18 protein-coding genes are annotated in these 19,449 nt (G+C 46.9%); 12 read left to right on the top strand and 6 right to left on the bottom strand.

Annotation, left to right across the window (positions count from 1 at the left end; all coding sequences use genetic code 11):
- The first annotated feature begins 203 nt into the window (after positions 1 to 203).
- The 9 genes from L9Q39_RS17580 (at position 204) to L9Q39_RS17540 (ending at position 9,778) form a co-directional block, all read left to right on the top strand.
- Positions 204 to 1,535 (top strand): glutamine synthetase family protein, encoded by a 1,332-nt coding sequence (locus L9Q39_RS17580; protein WP_237486388.1) that lies wholly within the window; start codon positions 204 to 206, stop codon positions 1,533 to 1,535.
- Between the two features lie 23 nt (positions 1,536 to 1,558).
- On the top strand, positions 1,559 to 2,902 hold the full coding sequence (locus L9Q39_RS17575) for an aspartate aminotransferase family protein (RefSeq protein WP_237486387.1): 1,344 nt from the start codon (positions 1,559 to 1,561) through the stop codon (positions 2,900 to 2,902).
- Positions 2,903 to 2,943: 41 nt separating this feature from the next.
- Positions 2,944 to 4,050 carry an extracellular solute-binding protein gene (locus L9Q39_RS17570; RefSeq protein WP_237486386.1) on the top strand — a complete coding sequence of 369 codons (1,107 nt, stop codon included), beginning with the start codon at positions 2,944 to 2,946 and terminating at the stop codon, positions 4,048 to 4,050.
- A 59-nt stretch (positions 4,051 to 4,109) separates the two neighbouring features.
- Positions 4,110 to 5,282 carry a polyamine ABC transporter ATP-binding protein gene (gene potA, locus L9Q39_RS17565; protein WP_237486385.1) on the top strand — a complete coding sequence of 391 codons (1,173 nt, stop codon included), beginning with the start codon at positions 4,110 to 4,112 and terminating at the stop codon, positions 5,280 to 5,282.
- A complete protein-coding gene (locus L9Q39_RS17560; RefSeq protein WP_237486384.1) occupies positions 5,279 to 6,187 on the top strand; it encodes an ABC transporter permease subunit in 909 nt (302 codons plus the stop codon). Before potA ends, L9Q39_RS17560 begins: the two co-directional genes overlap by 4 nt.
- Entirely contained in the window at positions 6,184 to 7,023 is an 840-nt protein-coding gene (locus L9Q39_RS17555; RefSeq protein WP_237486383.1) for an ABC transporter permease subunit, read from the top strand. Before L9Q39_RS17560 ends, L9Q39_RS17555 begins: the two co-directional genes overlap by 4 nt.
- A gap of 162 nt (positions 7,024 to 7,185) precedes the next feature.
- Positions 7,186 to 7,728 carry a cupin domain-containing protein gene (locus L9Q39_RS17550; RefSeq protein WP_237486382.1) on the top strand — a complete coding sequence of 181 codons (543 nt, stop codon included), beginning with the start codon at positions 7,186 to 7,188 and terminating at the stop codon, positions 7,726 to 7,728.
- Between the two features lie 145 nt (positions 7,729 to 7,873).
- Positions 7,874 to 9,127 carry an aminotransferase-like domain-containing protein gene (locus tag L9Q39_RS17545; RefSeq protein WP_237486381.1) on the top strand — a complete coding sequence of 418 codons (1,254 nt, stop codon included), beginning with the start codon at positions 7,874 to 7,876 and terminating at the stop codon, positions 9,125 to 9,127.
- Positions 9,128 to 9,235: 108 nt separating this feature from the next.
- Positions 9,236 to 9,778 (top strand): cupin domain-containing protein, encoded by a 543-nt coding sequence (locus L9Q39_RS17540; RefSeq protein WP_237486380.1) that lies wholly within the window; start codon positions 9,236 to 9,238, stop codon positions 9,776 to 9,778.
- Positions 9,779 to 9,829: 51 nt separating this feature from the next.
- On the opposite strand, the gene L9Q39_RS17535 is transcribed toward L9Q39_RS17540, so the two are convergent.
- Positions 9,830 to 11,317, bottom strand: coding sequence for an aldehyde dehydrogenase (locus L9Q39_RS17535; protein ID WP_237486379.1), 1,488 nt, complete (start codon positions 11,315 to 11,317; stop codon positions 9,830 to 9,832).
- A 210-nt stretch (positions 11,318 to 11,527) separates the two neighbouring features.
- Here L9Q39_RS17535 and L9Q39_RS17530 point away from each other — a divergent pair, with 210 nt between their 5' ends.
- A complete protein-coding gene (locus L9Q39_RS17530; RefSeq protein WP_237486378.1) occupies positions 11,528 to 12,235 on the top strand; it encodes a glutamine amidotransferase-related protein in 708 nt (235 codons plus the stop codon).
- Positions 12,236 to 12,306: 71 nt separating this feature from the next.
- On the opposite strand, the gene L9Q39_RS17525 is transcribed toward L9Q39_RS17530, so the two are convergent.
- The 3 genes from L9Q39_RS17525 to L9Q39_RS17515 form a co-directional block, all read right to left on the bottom strand.
- Entirely contained in the window at positions 12,307 to 12,753 is a 447-nt protein-coding gene (locus L9Q39_RS17525; RefSeq protein ID WP_237486377.1) for a GNAT family N-acetyltransferase, read from the bottom strand.
- 287 nt (positions 12,754 to 13,040) lie between these two features.
- The gene (locus L9Q39_RS17520; protein ID WP_237486376.1) at positions 13,041 to 14,147 is read right to left on the bottom strand and encodes a linear amide C-N hydrolase; all 1,107 of its coding nucleotides are present in this window, start codon (positions 14,145 to 14,147) and stop codon (positions 13,041 to 13,043) included.
- A gap of 234 nt (positions 14,148 to 14,381) precedes the next feature.
- On the bottom strand, positions 14,382 to 15,380 hold the full coding sequence (locus L9Q39_RS17515; protein ID WP_237486375.1) for an NADP-dependent oxidoreductase: 999 nt from the start codon (positions 15,378 to 15,380) through the stop codon (positions 14,382 to 14,384).
- Between the two features lie 191 nt (positions 15,381 to 15,571).
- Between L9Q39_RS17515 and L9Q39_RS17510 the strand changes: the two genes are divergently transcribed.
- On the top strand, positions 15,572 to 16,495 hold the full coding sequence (locus L9Q39_RS17510) for a LysR family transcriptional regulator (RefSeq protein WP_237486374.1): 924 nt from the start codon (positions 15,572 to 15,574) through the stop codon (positions 16,493 to 16,495).
- A gap of 311 nt (positions 16,496 to 16,806) precedes the next feature.
- Positions 16,807 to 17,304: an arginine repressor gene (locus L9Q39_RS17505; protein WP_237486373.1), complete on the top strand. Its 498-nt coding sequence runs from the start codon at positions 16,807 to 16,809 to the stop codon at positions 17,302 to 17,304.
- Positions 17,305 to 17,492: 188 nt separating this feature from the next.
- Here L9Q39_RS17505 and L9Q39_RS17500 read toward each other — a convergent pair whose 3' ends face one another.
- Positions 17,493 to 18,503 carry an ornithine carbamoyltransferase gene (locus tag L9Q39_RS17500; RefSeq protein ID WP_237486372.1) on the bottom strand — a complete coding sequence of 337 codons (1,011 nt, stop codon included), beginning with the start codon at positions 18,501 to 18,503 and terminating at the stop codon, positions 17,493 to 17,495.
- Between the two features lie 26 nt (positions 18,504 to 18,529).
- Positions 18,530 to 19,441, bottom strand: coding sequence for a carbamate kinase (gene arcC / locus L9Q39_RS17495; protein WP_237486371.1), 912 nt, complete (start codon positions 19,439 to 19,441; stop codon positions 18,530 to 18,532).
- Positions 19,442 to 19,449 lie beyond the last annotated feature (8 nt).

Raw genomic sequence — 19,449 nt, 5'->3', positions numbered from 1 at the left:
TTGATTGTTTTGAGGGATTACTGTGCTTTATTGGTAAAATATAGTTAACACTGACTGTTGACAGTTAACAAAAATAGTGTCATTCATAATAACAGAACGCAGAAAAGCAGGGTGCGCTAGAACACTGCTCAAGTTGACAGGGCGTTAGCTTGATACTGCCACCAATCATTCATTACCCCTCGCAGCAGGGAAGGCGGCAACTCATGGATATGATCAAGGAATGGATCTTAGAGAATAGAATTACAGAGGTAGAGTGCTTGGTTCCGGATATTACCGGTAATGCCAGAGGTAAAATTATACCCGCACACAAGTTTCTACGTGATAAGGGGATGAAGCTGCCCGAAAGCTTATTCTTTCAAACCATCACAGGGGACTGGCCTGACGACGATGAGATGATTGATCTCACTGATAGTGATATGAATCTCAAACCCGATGAAAAAAGTATCCGATTTGTCCCTTGGGCGAAAGAGCCTACCGCACAAGTCATTCACGACTGCTTCGTTGGCGACGATGAATATGTCGATATCGCCCCAAGAAGTGTGCTTCGCAGAGTATTGCAACTCTATAAGGACAAGGGGTTAACCCCAATTGTCGCACCCGAACTGGAATTCTATCTGGTCAAAAAAAATATTGATGAAGACTTTCCCCTAGAGCCACCAATCGGTCGTAACGGTCGTCCGGAAACCGCCAGACAGTCTTTTAGCATTGATGCCGTGAACGAATTTGATCCCCTTTTTGAAGAGATGTATGACTTTTGTGATGCACAAAAGTTGGACGTCGACACCTTAGTTCATGAGTCAGGCGCGGCCCAAATGGAGATTAACTTCGACCACGGCGATGCCCTTGAGTTAGCCGATCAGGCGTTTCTATTCAAACGAACCGTGCGTGAAACTGCCTTGAGGCATGATGTTTACGCCACCTTTATGGCTAAGCCTATGCAGCACGAACCCGGTTCATCAATGCATATTCACCAAAGCATGTTGGATCGAGAAGGCAAGAACATTTTTAGTAACGCCGATGGCAGCAACAGCCAAGCATTGCTGCACTACATCGGAGGGCTACAAACATTTGCCCCCGCCAGTATTGCCTTTATGGCACCGAATGTGAATTCCTACCGACGCTTGATTTTTGGTGAGTGCGCACCGGGTAACCTTGAGTGGGGAGAGGATAATCGCACGGTCGGCATCCGAGTTCCGGCCTCCGATGCCAAGGCGCGACGGGTTGAAAACCGTTATGCCGGCGCGGATGTAAATCCCTACTTGGCCATGGCCGTCTCACTGGCGTGTGGCTACCTTGGCTTAGTCAATGAAATTGAACCACGTGACAAAGTCACCACAGACATCAGCGGTTCCCCTTACAGCTTACCTCACACCTTAGAAGAGGCATTGTCCATCTTAGAGCAGTGTGTGGAACTGAGAGAGATCCTTGGCGAGCGTTTCGTGTCGGCATACGTCTCGATTAAACGCAAAGAATATGAAACCTTTTTCCAAGTCATCAGCTCCTGGGAGCGGGAGTTTTTGTTGCTTAATGTTTAACCCCTACTTTATAGGACAACGCTATGAGTTCACTTGTTGAGTATGATGCGAATCATTGCTTTCACCCGTTTAGTAATTACCAAGAATTAAACAGTCAAGGCGCTCGCATGATAGAGCGAGGCGAAGGCATCTATATCTATGACGATGCAGGCAATGAGATCCTCGATGCCATGTCTGGGCTATGGTGCACGAATCTGGGGTATAGCTGTCAGCCTCTCATCGACGCCGCAACGACGCAAATGCAATCGCTGCCTTACTACAATTTGTTTTTCCAAACCACGCATCCACCGGCTGCCGAGTTGGCTAAGTTGCTGGCAGAGGTGACACCTGACGGGATGAACCATGTGTTCTTTACTGGTTCTGGCTCAGAGTGCAATGACACCGTGATTCGCATGGTTCGTTATTACTGGAATGCGAAAGGACAGTCGAGCAAGAAGACCATCATTAGCCGAAAAAATGCCTACCATGGCAGCACCATCGCGGGCGCAAGCTTAGGCGGTATGGGCTTGATGCATAAACAGACGGGTTGTGTGGTGCCGGATATTGTCCATATCGATCAGCCTTATGCCTTTGAAGAGTGCCTTGACGGCGACCTTCAAGCCTTCGGTCTTGAGCGAGCCCAGCAACTAGAACAGAAAATCCTTGAGCTTGGTGAAGCCAACGTCGCCGCTTTCATCGCGGAACCGATCCAAGGGGCGGGTGGGGTGATTATTCCTCCTGAAAGTTATTGGCCAGAAATCCAAAGGATCTGCGATAAATACGACATCTTGTTGATCGCCGACGAAGTGATCTGTGGGTTTGGGCGCACCGGAGAGTGGTTCGCCAGTGATACCTATAACATTCGACCCGACTTGCTTTGTATGGCAAAGGGCATCACTTCCGGCTATTTGCCACTTGGCGGTGTCATGGTTCGCGAGCAGGTCGCAGACGTGTTGAAGTCTGCCAATTCCGAGTTTGCACATGGCTTTACTTACTCTGGTCATCCTGTTGCCTGCGCGGTGGCCATCGCCAACATTAAGCAGATGCAGTCGCGTCAAATTATCCCCAACTTGCAACAGAGCATCGCCCCTTACTTTGCAGAAAAATGGAGTGAACTGATGCACCACCCATTGGTTGGAGAAGCGCGGGTTAAAGGGTTGGTGGCGGCGATTGAAATCGTACAGGACAAAACGACCAAACAGCGCTACGACGAATCACTGCAAGTGGGCATGTTATGTCGTGAAAACTGTATCAAGAGTGGGCTAGTCATGCGAGCTGTGGGTGACACTATGATTGTCTCCCCGCCGCTGATTATCACTCTGGAAGAAATTGATTTGCTCGTTGAACGAGCGAAGCAAGCACTCGACCTGACGATGGCGTCTTTATAGCCTCAGTCAAAGGATCTTTACCCCATGGATTGGAGACAATTATGAGAAATGGAACCCCTGTAAAAGGGCTTTTACTGGCAATAACAAGTGCACTGTTTGTTGCCTCTGCGACTGCGGAAGAGGAGAAAATCCTTAACGTATACAACTGGTCAGATTATATCGCCGAAGACACCATTAAAGGCTTTGAACAAGAGACTGGGATCAAGGTGGTTTATGATGTATTTGATTCCAATGAGGTACTCGAAGCCAAGATACTATCTGGTCAAACGGGCTATGACTTGGTGGTGCCATCGAATGACTTTTTGGCGCGCCAAGCACAAGCGGGTGCTTTTATGCCTTTGGACAAGGCCAAGCTGACCAACTATGGCAACCTTGATCCAAAACTGATGCAAGTCTTGGCGCAAACGGCCGATCCTGACAACACTTATGCCGTTCCCTATCTTTGGGGCACAACGGGTATTGGCTATAACGTAGAAAAAGTGCAACAGATATTGGGCGACTCAGCTCCTGTTGATAGCTTGGATCTGGTATTTAAACCAGAAAACATGCAGAAGCTAGAGCAGTGTGGTGTCGCCTTCCTCAACGCACCAACAGAAATTTTTGCCGCTGCGCTTCAGTATATTGGCAAAGATCCTAACTCAAAAACCGCGGATGATTATAAGCAAGCACTTGCGCTGCTGAGTGAAATTAGACCCTATATTACCTATTTCAACTCTTCAAAATATATCAATGATTTAGCGAATGGTGACGTGTGTGTTGCCGTCGGTTGGTCTGGTGATGTGTTACAGGCGGCCGCCCGTGCAGAAGAAGCGAACAATGGTATTGAAGTGGCGTACTCGATCCCTAAAGAAGGGGCTCAGGCTTGGTTTGATTTAATGGCGATTCCAAGAGATGCCAAGCACCCAGAAAACGCTATGGCGTTCATTAACTATCTGCTACGACCAAAAGTCATTGCGGGTATCAGTAACTATGTTTGGTACGCCAACCCCAATGTCCCGTCAAAACAATTTATTGATGCGGAAGTCTTGAATAATCCGGGTATCTATCCACCGGAAGCGACGGCAAGCAAGCTGTATAGCGCTGAGGTGAAGCCCAAAAAGATTGACCGTGTGATTACCCGCTCATGGACCGACTTTATTAAGAACTAACACAGGCTGTGTCGGCCCTACTTGTTGTCTTAGTAGGGCCTTTTCAAGGAGGAATTTGAATGACAGTGATTGCATTGGAAGCGGAGGGAGAGCTAGCCCCGCCGAACGTTGAAACCCCGATCAAGACCGCGTCAAAGGCCAATAGACGACCTTTGTTGCAAATAAAAGGATTGACCAAATCCTTTGATGGGCATACCGCTGTCGACAACATCGACTTGGATATCCATCAAGGTGAAATATGTGCCCTCGTAGGCGCATCGGGCTGTGGTAAGTCGACCTTACTGCGTATGCTCGCCGGCTTCGAAAAGCCAGACGGTGGCGAGATCCTTCTCAATGGCGAAAGCCTAACGTCCATTCCTCCCTACCGCCGTCCCGTCAATATGATGTTTCAATCCTATGCTCTGTTTCCTCATATGACGGTGTTCAATAATATCGCTTACGGGTTAAAGCAGCAGGAAAATTTATCGAAGCCGGAGATCCGCAAAACGGTGCAAGAGCTGCTTGAATTGGTCGACCTCACTGAATACGCCAATCGTAAACCTCATCAACTGTCCGGTGGTCAGCGACAGCGGGTAGCCCTCGCGAGAAGTCTCGCTAAAAAGCCAGTGCTGCTTTTGCTTGATGAGCCGATGGGTGCGCTGGATAAAAATCTAAGAGAAAAGATGCAGCTAGAGATTGTCGATATTCTTGAGCGTGTTGGTGTCACCTGTGTGATGGTGACTCATGACCAAGAAGAGGCAATGACTATGGCGGATCGCATCGCGATCATGAATAAGGGGCAATTTGTCCAGATAGGCTCACCTAATTCCATCTACGAGTCGCCCAACTCTCGCTACAGTGCCGAGTTTATTGGTTCGGTGAATATTTTTGAGGGTACTCTGAATAAGACGTCGCAAAATCACTCGTCTATCCAATGTGATGATCTCGACAAACCGATCCTTTTCGACCATGCAGTGACGGCAACACCGGGCACGCAACTCATGGTCGCGGTGCGCCCAGAAAAGATGTTTCTCTGCACCGAATCGCTCAGTACAGGCAACAGCTGTGCTGGGGTAGTGGAAGATATCGCCTATATTGGCAGCCAGTCGATTTATCACGTTAGGCTAGCGAGCGGTAAATTAGTTACGGCTTCGGTGCAGAATGTCAGTCGTAAAGGTGAAAACTTACCGACATGGAACGACCCTGTGAGTCTGTTTTGGGAAATGGATAGTGGCGTGGTGTTAACAATATGAAGATATCTCAAACCTTAAAACAACTGCCCATCGCCAAATACTTGGTGATCTCCCTGCCTTATAGTTGGCTGCTGCTGTTCTTCCTTGCCCCGTTCTTGTTCGTATTAAAAATTAGCTTAGCGGAATCGGAGATTGCGATTCCCCCTTATTCCGAACTATTTCAATTAGTTGAGCAACAAGTACAGCTGTTTCTTAATATCGGCAACTATCTGTTTCTGATTGAAGATAGCCTCTATTTCGAATCTTATATGTTGTCGATAAAGATCGCTTTCTTCTCTACCTTACTCTGTTTGATCATCGGCTTTCCCACGGCTTGGGCCATTGTTCACTCGTCGCCAGCGACGCGGAATATTCTATTGATGCTTATCATCCTTCCTTCTTGGACCAGTTTTTTGCTGCGTGTTTACGCCTTAATGGGTCTACTCAATTCGAATGGATTGTTGAATAGCTTTTTGCTGATGTTGGGGGTCATTGACCAGCCGTTGAAGATTTTGCACACCGACGCTGCTATCTATATCGGTATCGTTTACACCTATTTACCTTTCATGGTTTTGCCTTTGTATACCGCGTTGATGAAGGTGGATTACACCTTGGTTGAAGCTGCTTTTGATTTGGGCACGCGTCCATTTGGTGTTCTGGTGCAGGTGCTGATCCCGTTAACTAAGGCGGGCATCATTGCCGGCTCTATGCTGGTGTTTATTCCGGCGGTGGGTGAGTTTGTGATACCTGAACTGTTAGGCGGGGCGGATTCAATACTCATTGGTCGAGTGCTGTGGCAAGAGTTCTTCAATAACCGCGACTGGCCAGTGGCGTCGGCGGTGGCGATCACTATGCTGTTGGTGCTTATGATCCCGATCATTTGGTTCCACCATTATCAGAAGCGTGAGTTGGAGGTGCAGTCATGAATGCGATCCCGGTTTATAACAGTAAATGGAAGTGGTTAATATTAGGACTGGTGTTTAGCTTTCTCTATATTCCTATTCTGGTGTTGATTGTTTACTCCTTTAATGAAGGGCGTTTAGCCACTGTGTGGTCGGGCTTTTCTACGAAATGGTACGGTGTGCTTTTTGAAGATAAGCAGCTGATGAACAGTGTCAGGTTGAGTTTAACCATAGGCTTTCTCTCGGCTTCCACTGCGGTGGTGTTAGGGACGTTGGCGGCGTTTGTTTTGCAGCGGCTGGGTAAGTTTAAAGGGGAGACGGGGTTTGCTTTCATGATTACCGCACCCCTTGTGATGCCTGATGTGATTACTGGTCTCTCTTTGTTGCTGCTGTTTATCTCATTAGGGCAGTTTTTTGACCTGTTTGCGCATCGCGGCATGCTGACGATTTGGATTGCCCATGTGACCTTTTGCACAGCGTATGTCACTGTGGTGGTGAGCTCACGACTGCAAGAGTTGGATCGCTCGATAGAAGAAGCCGCAATGGATTTGGGTGCATCGCCGCTCAAGGTGTTCTTTACCATCACGCTCCCAACCGTTGCACCCGCCTTGTTAGCTGGGTGGTTGCTGGCATTCACGCTCTCTTTAGACGATCTGGTGATATCGAGTTTTGTCTCTGGTCCGAGTTCGAGTACCTTACCTTTGGTGATATTTTCTAGTGTTCGTCTGGGCATTAGTCCCAAGATCAATGCGTTAGCGTCGCTGATGGTGCTGGTTGTTGCCTTGGCGTCATTTATCGCTTGGTGGCTGATGGCGCGGGCAGAGAAGAAGCGTAAATTGGAAATCCGCGCCTCATCTTAGCTGGGTATACCTTGTGAGCTTGGTATACCTTGAGAGCTTGGCATATCTTGGCTCGGCATAGCTGTATGGAAAAATATACCCCAATTACCTCTGAATTCTGCATTTTGAGGTAACTGGGTATAGAGGCGTATTTCCCCTAATTTGGGGTTTAAGGAGCAAGACATGGATGTCGGTGAGCAACTCAAGAGTATTCGTACCATGAAGGGTATTTCCCAGCGTGAACTGGCTAAGCGCAGTGGGGTGACGAATGCGATGATCTCTCAGATTGAGAATAATCAGGTTAATCCGTCGGTGGGATCGCTGAAAAAAATATTGGATGCGATGTCCATCTCTATGGGGGACTTCTTTACCGTTGATATTAAGGCGGAAGATAAAATATTTTTCAATCGTGACGAGTTGGTGGATATTGGCGATAGTCAAATCAGCATGTTGCTGGTCGGCAGTAAAACCAAACACCGACAACTGGCGCTGCTACGAGAAACCTACCCTCCTGGCGCGGATACCGGGACGGACTTTATGCAGCACGAAGGCGAGGAGAGCGGCATCGTGCTCAGGGGAGAAATAGAGATCACGGTGGGTAATCAGAAGCAAGTATTAAAGGCGGGGGATTCTTACTATTTCTCAACCCACCTCCCACACCGCTTTCGCAATGTAGGCAAAATAGAGTGTGAACTGATCAGCGCTGCCACGCCTCCTACGTTCTAGGTTTACCGCTATTTTGCTCATCATCATCAGTGTTGATTGAAATAAAATTGGGAGTTTATAAATTCTGGTTTATATATTGCAAGTTATCGCTTATCAACTCATTAGTTCGATAACTCACTGTTAAATAAACCAGGATGGTGTAACGATGAGCAAGGGATTTAGAGAAGTAGACGCTTATCAAGCAAGAATTACTCGCGATGGAATGCGAAACGATTTGGTGCAAAATTATACAGAAAGCGATCATTCTGCACCTTATTGGTTAGATGTTCTGACAGAAGCGGAGCAGGGTTCGAGTGATTTTGTAGGGGATGATACGGAGCGGGTTTTTCCGTTTGTTTGTGATCACTTTGACCCTAAGGATCAGCCCAGCTATCAGTTATACCGTTGTCATCGTGATGTCGTGTCTTCAGACATGATCTCGCAAACGTCTGTCGATAAGTTGCAACGCGAGCTGGTTGAGCAAATACGTGGGCAACTCAATTCACAATACCGAATTAACGTGTCGAGTGAGCAGATATTATTGACACAGGGACGAGAACAAGCACTCACCTTACTCGCCGATGAACTGGTTTCAGAGTCTAGTGTGGTTGCTTTGGAAAACCCCGGTAGAGCCGTCTATCAAACGGTTTTTCAGCAGTCGAAGGCACAAGTGCAATGGGTTGACGTGGACCAAGATGGCTTAACTATAGGCGATGCGCTTAATGGTAGCAATATCGTCTGTGTAACCCCAAGCAGTCATTATCCCACCAGTGTGACGATGTCTTTGAATAGACGCCAAGCTCTGCTTGAACAGGCTAGCGAGCAAGGTTTTTATATTATTGAGGACATGTGTGAGACCGATACTCACTTCTTAGACCAAGCCCTGCCGCTATTACATCGCCTAGATGCCCATGACCGAGTGATATCAGTGGGCTGTTTATCCTCCTCGACTGCCCCGCAATTGGACGTGGGTTATATCCTCGCTCCAAAAGAGATGATAGCGAGGCTCAGTGATCGCCAACCGACAACGGATTGCAATGCCTTATCAATGGCCATTACCACGCAATTTTTAGCATTAGGATATTATGACAACCATATTCGCAGAGTAAGACACACCATGGAGCAGAAGTGGTTGGCTATGCTCAGTGCGCTGGAATGTCATATGCCCGATTACCCATACTATGCCACGCCCGGAAGCACTTGCTTCTTGCTCACGCTTCCTCAAACCCTAGATTGTCATACGTTGATCACACGAGCGGCGATGGAGGGCATCGTGCTGCAGGCGGATAACGTTCGCTTGAACTCGGCGTCGGGTCAACCCAGAGTCGTGTTAGGGTTTGGTGCGATCAATATTGACGATATTGAGGCGGGCATCATGAAACTGAAGCCGTTAATTACCACACTTTGTCAACCCATGTAGCACTGGCGAGCACCAATAGGCTAGTCACCATCAGATCATTTGTTGTATCATGTGCCTCCTTATGTAGTAGGGTAACATCGCCCTTGGACTGAAGTAATTGGGGAAGCAATGGACGTAGGCAAACAGCTTAAAACTATCCGAACTATCAAGGGTATGTCGCAAAGAGAGTTAGCCAAATTGAGTGGTGTTACCAATGCCATGATATCGCAGATCGAGAAGAACCAAGTGAACCCGTCCGTGGGCTCTTTAAAAAAGTTGCTCGATGCCATGTCCATTTCTATGGGTGAATTTTTCACCATAGATATAGAAGCTGAAGACAAGATCTTTTTTACCACAGACGAGCTGGTAGATATTGGCGACAATACCATTAGCATGCTCTTGGTTGGGGGTAAAAAAGCCGACCGTAAAATGGCCATTATTCGTGAAACCTATCCACCGGGTGCCGATACAGGCACTGACTTTATGCAGCACGATGGGGAAGAGGGCGGGATTGTACTGCGCGGTGAGATTGAATTACAGGTAGGTAAACAGACTCAGGTGTTGAAGCCGGGGGATTCCTATTACTTCAAAACCCGCCAGCCACACCGCTTTAGAAATAAAGGTAAAGTGGAATGCGAACTGATTAGTGCCTCCACACCACCTACTTTTTAATGCCAATGGGCGAGTGTGTCGCCCATTGACGCTGACACGCTTATGAGCGGGTTAACCCAACTCTATCCATGTCGATTTTAGCTCAGTGTATTTTTCCAGCGCGTGCAGTGATTTGTCGCGACCGTTACCACTCTGCTTATAGCCACCAAATGGCATTGTCATATCGCCACCATCCCAGTTATTGACAAACACCGTCCCAGCTCGCAGTGCTCGAGAGCCTTTTATCGCCTTGCTAATATCACTGGTCCAGATCCCTGCTGCCAAGCCATATTCAGTATCGTTTGCGATGTCGATGGCTTGCTCTAAGGTATCAAAGACAATGACGGATAATACAGGACCAAAGATCTCCTCTCTCGCGATTCTCATCTCTGGAGTCACGTCGACAAAGATCGTGGGCTCGATATAGTAGCCGCCAGTTGCCTGCAGCACTTGCTGGCCGCCGCACAACAACGTTGCCTCCTGCTGTTTACCGATGTCGATATAACTTAAAATGCGTTCCATTTGAGCTTCATCAATGATAGCGCCCATTCGGGTATCCGTCATCAGTGGGTCAGCGGGTTGCCAGTTGGCAGCGCCTTGTTTTAATTTCTCGATCACTTCGCTGTAAATGCTTCTCTCAACCAGCAATCGCGAGCCAGCGGTGCATACCTCGCCTTGGTTGTAACAGATGGCAGAGAGCGCGGTGTCGACCGCTTTTTGTAACTTATCGGTGTCGGCGCAAATAATGTGGGGGCTTTTACCGCCACACTCCATGAAGGTGCGTTTGAGATTAGATTCACCCGCAAAAGTCAGCAATTTTTTGCCCACAGCGGTAGAGCCAGTAAAGGTAAGACCGTCAACGTCGTTGTGCAGCGCCAATGCTTGTCCGGCTTCGTAACCAAAGCCAGGCAGAACTTGAAACACCCCGGCAGGCAATCCCGCTGCCAGTGCTAGCTCAGCAAGGAAGATGGCCGAAAGCGGGCTTTTTTCTGACGGTTTAAGGATCACCGAGTTGCCCGTTGCTAGCGCGGGTCCTAGTTTCCAAGAGGCCATGACGGCTGGGAAGTTCCAAGGAACAATCGCCGCCACCACACCAAGAGGTTCTCGTGTCACCAGTGCCAGCGCATCGGCTGTCGTGGGGGCAACTTCATCGTACAGTTTATCAATGGCTTCAGCATTCCATGCAATACAGCGGGCAGTAGCAGGGGCATCGTAGCCTAAGGTATCGGAGATGGGCTTGCCCGCATCTAAACTCTCCAATAACGCCAGCTTATCCTGATTTTCTTCGATTAATCGGGCAAATTTCAGCAAGGTCGCTTTACGCTCTGCTGGCTGTAATTGTGACCAGACACCACTATCAAAGGTTGCGCGAGCCACTTGCGCCGCAAGATTGACATCCGCCTCATCACACTGAGCGATGTGCGCTATTAGTGAACCATTGCTCGGATTGATACAGGGGAACGTCTTGCCACTAATGGCGTCCATTAATTGTCCATTGATGACGGCTTGAGTAGAGAAAGTGAGATTCGCTAAGCGGTCAGACCATGTTTGATTGTCCATAAATTCCCTTTTGATGTCGATTGTCCGTAAAGCCATTAGCTCAAGCAATTTACGGCGTACTGTCCTTAGAGTGCAACGCAAAAAATGATGGTGAGCAAATGACCTGTCGTGTTAATTATTTTGCTTTATTAAGCTCTATTTATCGTATAAATTTGCCTTAATGTAAAGTATATTGTGTTTTTGTTCGATTTATTGTCACGGAGGAATGACATGAATATAGGGATTATTGTTTGCGATCGTGTCGACCCGATATTATCGGCTGAGTTTGGCGAATTTGCCGATATGATTATTGAAACATTGTCACCACATGGTGATTTTAACTATCAACTGTTTGATGCTATGGAAGGGGTGTTACCGATGACCGATCACGGTTGTGATGGTTTTATTATTACCGGTAGCACCTTTGATGCCTATGCAGACATCGACTGGATCAATCAATTAGCGCAGTGGATTGTGACTTGTGATGAGGCGCAAACCCCACTGATTGGTATCTGTTTTGGGCACCAGATCATTGCCAGAGCATTAGGAGCTCAAGTGGCTAAGTCTAATAAGGGCTGGGGTATTGGCATGAGCGTCAACCAAGTCACCGGTCAACATGATTGGATGCAGCCCAGAAAAGAGATGATCAACATCTTGGTCAGCCATCAAGATCAAGTTCTGCAATTACCGGATTCACTGACCACCATCGCATCCAGCGACTTTTGTCCAAACTATATGCTGATTAAACAAGACCACATCTTGACCATTCAAGGACACCCAGAATTCTCAACCGACTTTGAATATAAACTCTTGGAACGCAAGCGAGAGTTGGTTGGGGAAGAGGCTTATCAAAACGCCCGCACCAGTCTTGAGTTGCTGCCAGATTCAGCACTGATCATGCAGTGGTTTGCGCAATTTTTCTATCGTGCTGTAGCATAGATATGGGGCAAACGTGTTGCCGCTTCGCTTGGGTGTCTGCGCAGCGGCGATACGTTATTCAAGCATCATTTTTAACCGGCACTAGAGCGGTATTCCAGTAAGTACTCGGCGTCCGTTTCAGCCACTTTTACAAAGCCTAGATGATAATACAGATGTTGGGCTGGGTTGGTCTTCAATACGCCGAGTGCGACGGAAGAGGCGGTAATTTTGGCCAGCTCAAACAGCTCTAAAATAAGAGTACGACCTATTTTTTTATTCTGAAAGCTGGGGTGCACTTGGATCTGCACCACGTACCACTGATTTTGTTGCGGTCGAAATTTTACCTTAAACAATCCGGCCATTTTGCCGTCGACTTCGATGATGTTAGCGCAGTCATAATCGAGTCTCACTCGTTCTACCATCGCCATCTTGTCCGTCGGCCAATTCATATCCTGCATGTATTGTGTCATGGTGTCGGTGCGCAGCTCGATCAGGAAGTCTAGGTCGGTCTCATCCGCTAGTCGTAACGAAATTTTCATTCAATATCAGCGCTCCATGGTAGCATTTTCTAGTCCGACTAGAGTATACGATAAGCGCGTTAAAGCCTACTCTTAAGAAGAGGTTACACCGATCTAGCTAGCACTGGAGCAAGAGTCAGGGATTCAATTGAGCGCCATTTTTTGAGTGGCTATTTTTTGTCTTAAATTGGAAGGGCGGCAGTGATTGTATTCGAGGCGAACTTATTTCATATGAAAAAAGCCAGCGACAAGCGTCACTGGCTTAATAAAAACGTCAACTCATTTTAGGGTGGGACACATCGAGAGACCTAGTCTACGTGGACTATTTCTACCGTTTGCTGTTTCATCTTATCAAGTGGATAAAACTTGATGTCACCCTTGGTAAAATCAATATCATTTAGGTCTATTTTACGTAGAGTACGATTGTCCAGCGTATGGTAATAATACTCTAGTGATTTGGCATTCATCGCCGTTGTCCATTGGGTGCTACCCTGTAGCCCATCCTCTGGTAATTGATCTGATGCCGTTGTTGAACCCAGTGGAATATTAAAGTTATCCAAAATTCGAAATGACTCATTGATTGCTTGTTCACTATCTTCCAACTTCACAACGGTATTTCGTAATGCCGCAGCCCGAACAAATCGAGATGGCGGAGTGAAATCACCAGGGAGCCCTAACATACCAGAGCCAACTCCAATCGGACTTAACGTGATCTCATCAACTGTCTTTGGACCCGCTGCTCTGGGTTGTAAGCCAATATAGTTTCTAAGATTAATGAGGTGCCAAGGGTAGCTAGGGCTGTTTGTCACTACACCGACTTCGTTGTCGTAAATGTCTAGCTTACCCTCTGTGTATTCGATAACAATACTGCCGCCCTTACTGTCGGTAACGAGGAAGTGGATCGGCGGTGCAATATTACCAAATGAGGCAACTTTAACATCTGATACGCGAATGTTCGGGAGTTCAGCTTTGATTTCTTCGACGTTGGCCTTTGTTGTTAATATCCATGTTGGTAAATCAAAGGCTGCGATAGTCCTGTCACGCTGTTGACTATCGTAATCTTGGAATTGAGCAAAGCCAGGCAGATAAAGAACGGAAACAGCAAGCCCTTTCTCGTTCATTCCATCGACAAATATTGGTAAATCTATGGCGTTGATGCCCACTGCGCCGTATTTAGTCTCCCAACTGAGACCATTTTTCCCGTCGGGTGTCGTGCCTTGCATCGCCACTTTCTGTGGTACTTTGATAACCTTTGAGCGGAGGTCAAATGAGCCCCACTCTTGTGTTCGAGCTTGAATGATTGAGCCATCATCAGCATTTAATGTTATCGCCGTACATGCAAGCACACTCTGTGCAGGGATAGTAAAGGCGAGTAGTGATGATACTAAGGCTAACTTACGAAACGGTGTTTTCATAATATCCTCAATATAGAAATTTTCAGGAACTTATATATTAGTAAAGAATAGGAGAAAGAAAAATTAATCGGTTGGGTTTTCAAGGCTATCAAGATTTTCGAACGGGTTGTCACTTCAGGTAGCGGCGTCGGAAGGTGACTAATTGCTGACTGAGTTTAGGAGTTGGAAACACGTTGCCAATTTTAGTTGACCATTACAAAGGTTCTATCCAAAGCAACGTGCACCCATTTAAACTTACAGCTTGACGATCAACTTGCCTTTGTTGTCACCAGTGAGCAGCAAGTTCAGCCCCGTCATCGCACTTTCCAGTCCTTCCAGCACATGGCTGCGGTATTGAACGTTACCTTGCATGACATAAGGCGTGAGTTTAGCCAGCAATGCAGGGACTTCACCAAAGTGATCAGGCATAGTAAAGCCTTGAATGGTGATTCGTTTCTTGATGATATTGATCCAGTTTGGTCCCAGTGCTGGGTTTTCGCTGGTGTAGTCGGCAATCATTCCACACACTATGATGCGACCGAAGGCATTCATACGGTTGAAAATAGCGTGCTGAATTGGACCGCCGGTGTTTTCGAAAAAGAGATCGATACCATCCGGTGTTAGCTCGGTCAGTTGCTGCTCCAAGTCATCAGACTTATAGTTAATCGCACCGTCAAAGCCAAGTGTGTTGACTATCCAGTCTGCTTTTTCATCGCTGCCCACCACACCGATAACACGCAGACCTTCGGCTTTTGCCAATTGACCAACAATCGAACCGACCGATCCGGCTGCACCAGTAACCACAATGGTCTCACCCGTTTTAGGTTTACCCACATTGAATAGCCCCTGCGTTGCAGTGAGCCCCGGGAGAGCAAAGACCGACAGCGCCATTTCAGGGTCAATGTCAGATTGAACTTTATTGATACCTTGTCCATTGGTTAACGCGTACTCGGTCCAACCGATCATACCCATAACTTTGTCACCAACGGTAAAGTCAGGATGGTTCGATTCTACAATCTCCCCAAAACCACTGGATCGCATCACAGAACCGAGTTCGACGGGAGGAATATAGCTTTCGGTATCAGGGCTCATCCAACCGATCATGGCAGGGTCGAGAGACATGTGTGTCTGCTTGATGAGAATTTGTCCTGGACCCGCAGTTGGGATCTCTTTGCTCTGCACCTCAAAAAGATGAGAACCTACAGGGCGATGATCGGGGCGCTGTGCTAGCAAAATTTTAGTGTAATGGCTCATGAGTGATTCCTTTTGATTTTGTTGTCCACTTTCGGCTGATAAAACAATTATTACTTATAGTATTGGTGTTATATAGTGGGTAAATAGCTAAACTATATTGTCTTAATAGCAATAATGTAGAATGTTCACCATCAAGTGACCGAATAAAAGCCGTGATGGGCATCATCGACCAACTTAAGTGAACGTGGATTATGGATAAACTTAGGGCCTTAAAATACTTTGCTGCTACCGTCGAGGTAGGAAGCTTTACTTTGGCAGCGAAACGATTTGGTGTGCCGGCTTCTTCAGTTTCTCGCCGAGTCGCAGATTTGGAACAAAGCCTAGGTGCGCAATTGCTCACGCGCACAACGCGTTCCGTCGTATTGACCGAAGTCGGGGAGCAATACCTTCAACAAGTCAATGCGATTTTGTTGCACTTAGAGCAGAGCGATCAGGTGGTTCGTGATTATCAAACGACGCCAATGGGTGTGTTGAAAATCAGTTCGATGGTTGGGTTTGGCGAGCAAGTATTAGCGCCAATTTTAGATGAATTCTCAGAGCGTTACCCTGACGTGTTGCTCGATGTTGTGCTCACGGATGAACTGTCTAAGTTAAATCGTGATGATGTAGATATTGCCATTCGTGGTGGTTACGCTCCCGATGAGCGCGTGGTGGCGATTCATTTGATGGACAATCAATTTATTGCCGCTGCATCGCAAGGCTATCTCGATAAAGTTGGGGTTCCACGTTCAACGCTTGAATTAAAAAACCATAAAGGGCTGTATTTTAAAACACCCATCGGGGCAACGCCTTGGTTAAGTGAGGTGAATGGCGCCTGGCAAAATGTGTCAGCACCTAGCGTGTTGACCACCAATAATGGCAAATGGCTGACTCGCAAAGCGATTGAGGGATTAGGCATCTTGATGATGCCTCGCTGGGCATTGCAACCTTATTTTGAAAGGGGGGAGTTAGTCGAGTTAACGTTTGATGAACCATTGAATATTACCGAAAACCAATATCTTGGTGTCTATATGCTGTATCAAAAATTAAGCTATGCCACACCTAAGGTCAAAGCAGCCGTGGATTTTATTACTGCAAGAGTAAAGGGTTCAGGGTTTGTCTTAGATAATAAGTAATATAAAAAGAACCAATATGAGCATGTTTGCGACCCAGTATGGAAACGCACGGAGAGCGCCTATATTGGAAATGTCTTCGTATATCTTTGAACGCCTCAAAGTGAGCACAAAGTACAGCGAAATAACGGTTGTTTTTTGTGACAGGTTGCCTTAATAAATGTTTATTCAGTTATCCACATCGTGCCTTCATGTTAGCATCATCATTAGCGGTTACAGGTACATTTAGTGGTTGTATTTTTACCCATCAAAGCAGACCGTCGAATCATACCGCACCTAATGGAGTTCATCATTTGTTAAATAAGGAGTTCCCTATGAGTGAAACTCTAGACACTTTCCGAATCAAACACACCGAAGATAACGTTGTTAGTAAAGAAGTCGTCAAGCAATTACTTCAACAGAAGAGCTTTGCGTCTCAGAGCGAAATCTGTAAAGCCTTAAATGAAATGGGTTACACGGGTATTAATCAATCAAGAATATCAAGGTGGCTGAGTCAACTTGGTGTGACAAAAGGTACCAATTCAAATGGTCGCAGGGTGTACTGCGTGACCTCTGAAACTGCACCTGTGAAAGTCAATTCCGCTGTATCATCTCAGATTGAATTTGTTACCCATAATCAGATGATGGTGGTGGTGAAAACCAATCCAGCTAGTGCGCAGCTTGTGGCTAGAATGATTGATACTGAACCACACCCTGAGATACTTGGCACCGTCGGAGGCAATGATACGGTTTTAGTGATTCCTCATGATGTCGGTAATATCGTTTTGTGTGAGAATATTGTGCGTAAGAGACTCGGTTTACAAGAGATCTAGCGATCAGAACAAGGGGCTAAACAGCACTCGATTGAACCGTCCTTATATACAAAAATCCCCAAGCCAAGCGCTTGGGGATTTTTTCGAGCCCAGATCATGCAGTTATCACTTCAGAAAACGACTATGAGCCCATTTGTTGCAAAGGATTAGTCGCCAATAGCGAGTCACCTAAAGCGAGTCACTCAAAGCTAGTCACCCAAAGTCGCAACCATCACAGCCTTGATAGTGTGCATACGGTTCTCAGCCTCATCAAAGACAATAGAGTAATCCGATTCAACGACTTGGTCTGTCACTTCACAGCCATTTTTGAGCATGGGGTAGTCTTGTGCCAACTGCTTGCCAATCGTGGTGTCCTCACCGTGAAATGCGGGTAGGCAATGCATGAATTTCACATGAGGATTTCCGGTGGCTTCGATCATTTGCATATTGACTTGGTATGGCAGCATCAACTTAATGCGTTCTGCCCACGCTTCTTTCGCTTCTCCCATGGACACCCAGACATCGGTATATAGGAAGTCACAACCTTTCACGCCTTGTTGCACGTCTTCGGTTAGAGTGATTTTCCCGCCAGTCTTTTCTGCAATGCTTTGGCATAGCTCAACCAGTTCCTTTTCTGGCCAGAATTGCTTAGGCGCGACAAGGCGAATGTCCATGCCCATTTTAGCGGCTCCCACCATCAAAGAATTGCCCATGTTGTTACGAGCATCACCAAGATAAGCAAAGCTCATTTCGTGTAGTTGCTTACCACGACCAAACTCTTGCATGGTTAAGAAATCGGCAAGAATTTGGGTAGGGTGGAACTCATCGGTTAAGCCGTTCCAGACAGGAACCCCCGCGTATTTTCCTAGCTCCTCAACAATTTCTTGCCCAAATCCGCGATATTCAATGCCGTCGTACATGCGACCAAGAACGCGAGCGGTGTCTTTCATTGATTCTTTATGACCAATTTGAGAACCACTCGGACCTAAGTACGAAACTTGTGCTCCTTGGTCGAAAGCCGCAACTTCAAATGCACAACGGGTGCGAGTCGATGTTTTCTCAAAGATCAGGGCGACATTTTTGCCTGTTAAACGAGGTTGTTCATAACCGTTGTATTTCGCTTTTTTTAGCTCCGCAGACAGATCTAAAAGGTGTTGGATCTCGCGCGGGGTAAAATCTAGTAGTTTTAGGAAATTACGATTGCGTAGGTTAAAAGCCATGATTCTTTCCTTCTTATTTACGTATATTAATGATTAGTGATATTGGTTCCTGCCGTCCCCTCAAGGATGCGTAAACCATCTTTTAATGACCCAATGCCAACCACTTTGCCACCTTGCTTAATAAACTCGCAGGAGGCTTCAATCTTAGGTTTCATCGAACCTTCCTCGAACTCGTACTTGGCTAATTCCGCCGGATTAGTAGCACGCAGCGCTCGCTGTGTTGGTTTTCCCCAGTCTAGGTAAACGCTGTCACTGTCCGTTAATACAAGCAGTGCGTCGGCGTTAATCTGCCCGGCGAGCAGGGCGGCTGACATATCTTTATCAATCACGGCTTCTACACCGATCAACTTGCCATCGTCATACATAACCGGGATCCCGCCGCCACCGGTACAGATAACTAAGTGGTCCTCATTAATCAGATGCGTTATTGCTTCATGCTCAATAATGCCAATGGGGGCTGGACTAGGAACAACACGACGGAAATAGTCGCCATCGGGTTTGAATGTCCAAAGGTACTTTTCAGCCAGTTCTCGCGCTTCTTCTTCTTCGTAGATAGGACCAATCGGTTTTGTTGGATCGTTAAATGCAGTGTCCATTGGGTCAACGGTCATTTGAGTTAAAACACAAGTCACTTTCTGTTCAGGCATTTGGTTTGTTAGCTCTTGCATGAGCATGTAACCGATCATGCCTTGGGTTTCACTCACCAACACATCTAGGGTGTAAGGTGCCACCTTCTTGTATTCCAAACCTTGCAGCGCCAGCAAGCCGACTTGGGGACCATTACCATGGACAAGCACGATGTTGTAATGTTTGGATATCTCTAAGATCGCTTTAACGGCTACTTCAATGTTTTCGCGCTGAATACTTTGCTCTAGCGCTTGGCCGCGACGTAATAAGGCATTGCCACCAAGGGCGACGACGACAGTTTGTCTTTTCATTACTTAAC

Origin of the sequence: Vibrio hippocampi (genome assembly GCF_921292975.1) — a bacterium.
Classification (GTDB): Bacteria; Pseudomonadota; Gammaproteobacteria; order Enterobacterales; family Vibrionaceae; genus Vibrio; species Vibrio hippocampi.
The sequence above is the reverse complement of the archived record's forward strand: the minus strand, read 5'-3'. Positions and strand labels throughout refer to the sequence as shown.

What these genes read in the sequence shown, in the direction of transcription:
- L9Q39_RS17505 (WP_237486373.1), top strand. Translation starts at nt 16,807, where the DNA reads ATGAGTGAAACTCTAGACACTTTCCGAATCAAACACACCGAAGATAAC.
- L9Q39_RS17510 (WP_237486374.1), top strand. Translation starts at nt 15,572, where the DNA reads ATGGATAAACTTAGGGCCTTAAAATACTTTGCTGCTACCGTCGAGGTA.
- potA (WP_237486385.1), top strand. Translation starts at nt 4,110, where the DNA reads ATGACAGTGATTGCATTGGAAGCGGAGGGAGAGCTAGCCCCGCCGAAC.
- L9Q39_RS17580 (WP_237486388.1), top strand. Translation starts at nt 204, where the DNA reads ATGGATATGATCAAGGAATGGATCTTAGAGAATAGAATTACAGAGGTA.
- L9Q39_RS17545 (WP_237486381.1), top strand. Translation starts at nt 7,874, where the DNA reads ATGAGCAAGGGATTTAGAGAAGTAGACGCTTATCAAGCAAGAATTACT.
- arcC (WP_237486371.1), bottom strand. Translation starts at nt 19,441, where the DNA reads ATGAAAAGACAAACTGTCGTCGTCGCCCTTGGTGGCAATGCCTTATTA.
- L9Q39_RS17525 (WP_237486377.1), bottom strand. Translation starts at nt 12,753, where the DNA reads ATGAAAATTTCGTTACGACTAGCGGATGAGACCGACCTAGACTTCCTG.
- L9Q39_RS17500 (WP_237486372.1), bottom strand. Translation starts at nt 18,503, where the DNA reads ATGGCTTTTAACCTACGCAATCGTAATTTCCTAAAACTACTAGATTTT.
- L9Q39_RS17540 (WP_237486380.1), top strand. Translation starts at nt 9,236, where the DNA reads ATGGACGTAGGCAAACAGCTTAAAACTATCCGAACTATCAAGGGTATG.
- L9Q39_RS17535 (WP_237486379.1), bottom strand. Translation starts at nt 11,317, where the DNA reads ATGGACAATCAAACATGGTCTGACCGCTTAGCGAATCTCACTTTCTCT.
- L9Q39_RS17515 (WP_237486375.1), bottom strand. Translation starts at nt 15,380, where the DNA reads ATGAGCCATTACACTAAAATTTTGCTAGCACAGCGCCCCGATCATCGC.
- L9Q39_RS17560 (WP_237486384.1), top strand. Translation starts at nt 5,279, where the DNA reads ATGAAGATATCTCAAACCTTAAAACAACTGCCCATCGCCAAATACTTG.
- L9Q39_RS17575 (WP_237486387.1), top strand. Translation starts at nt 1,559, where the DNA reads ATGAGTTCACTTGTTGAGTATGATGCGAATCATTGCTTTCACCCGTTT.
- L9Q39_RS17550 (WP_237486382.1), top strand. Translation starts at nt 7,186, where the DNA reads ATGGATGTCGGTGAGCAACTCAAGAGTATTCGTACCATGAAGGGTATT.
- L9Q39_RS17520 (WP_237486376.1), bottom strand. Translation starts at nt 14,147, where the DNA reads ATGAAAACACCGTTTCGTAAGTTAGCCTTAGTATCATCACTACTCGCC.
- L9Q39_RS17555 (WP_237486383.1), top strand. Translation starts at nt 6,184, where the DNA reads ATGAATGCGATCCCGGTTTATAACAGTAAATGGAAGTGGTTAATATTA.
- L9Q39_RS17530 (WP_237486378.1), top strand. Translation starts at nt 11,528, where the DNA reads ATGAATATAGGGATTATTGTTTGCGATCGTGTCGACCCGATATTATCG.
- L9Q39_RS17570 (WP_237486386.1), top strand. Translation starts at nt 2,944, where the DNA reads ATGAGAAATGGAACCCCTGTAAAAGGGCTTTTACTGGCAATAACAAGT.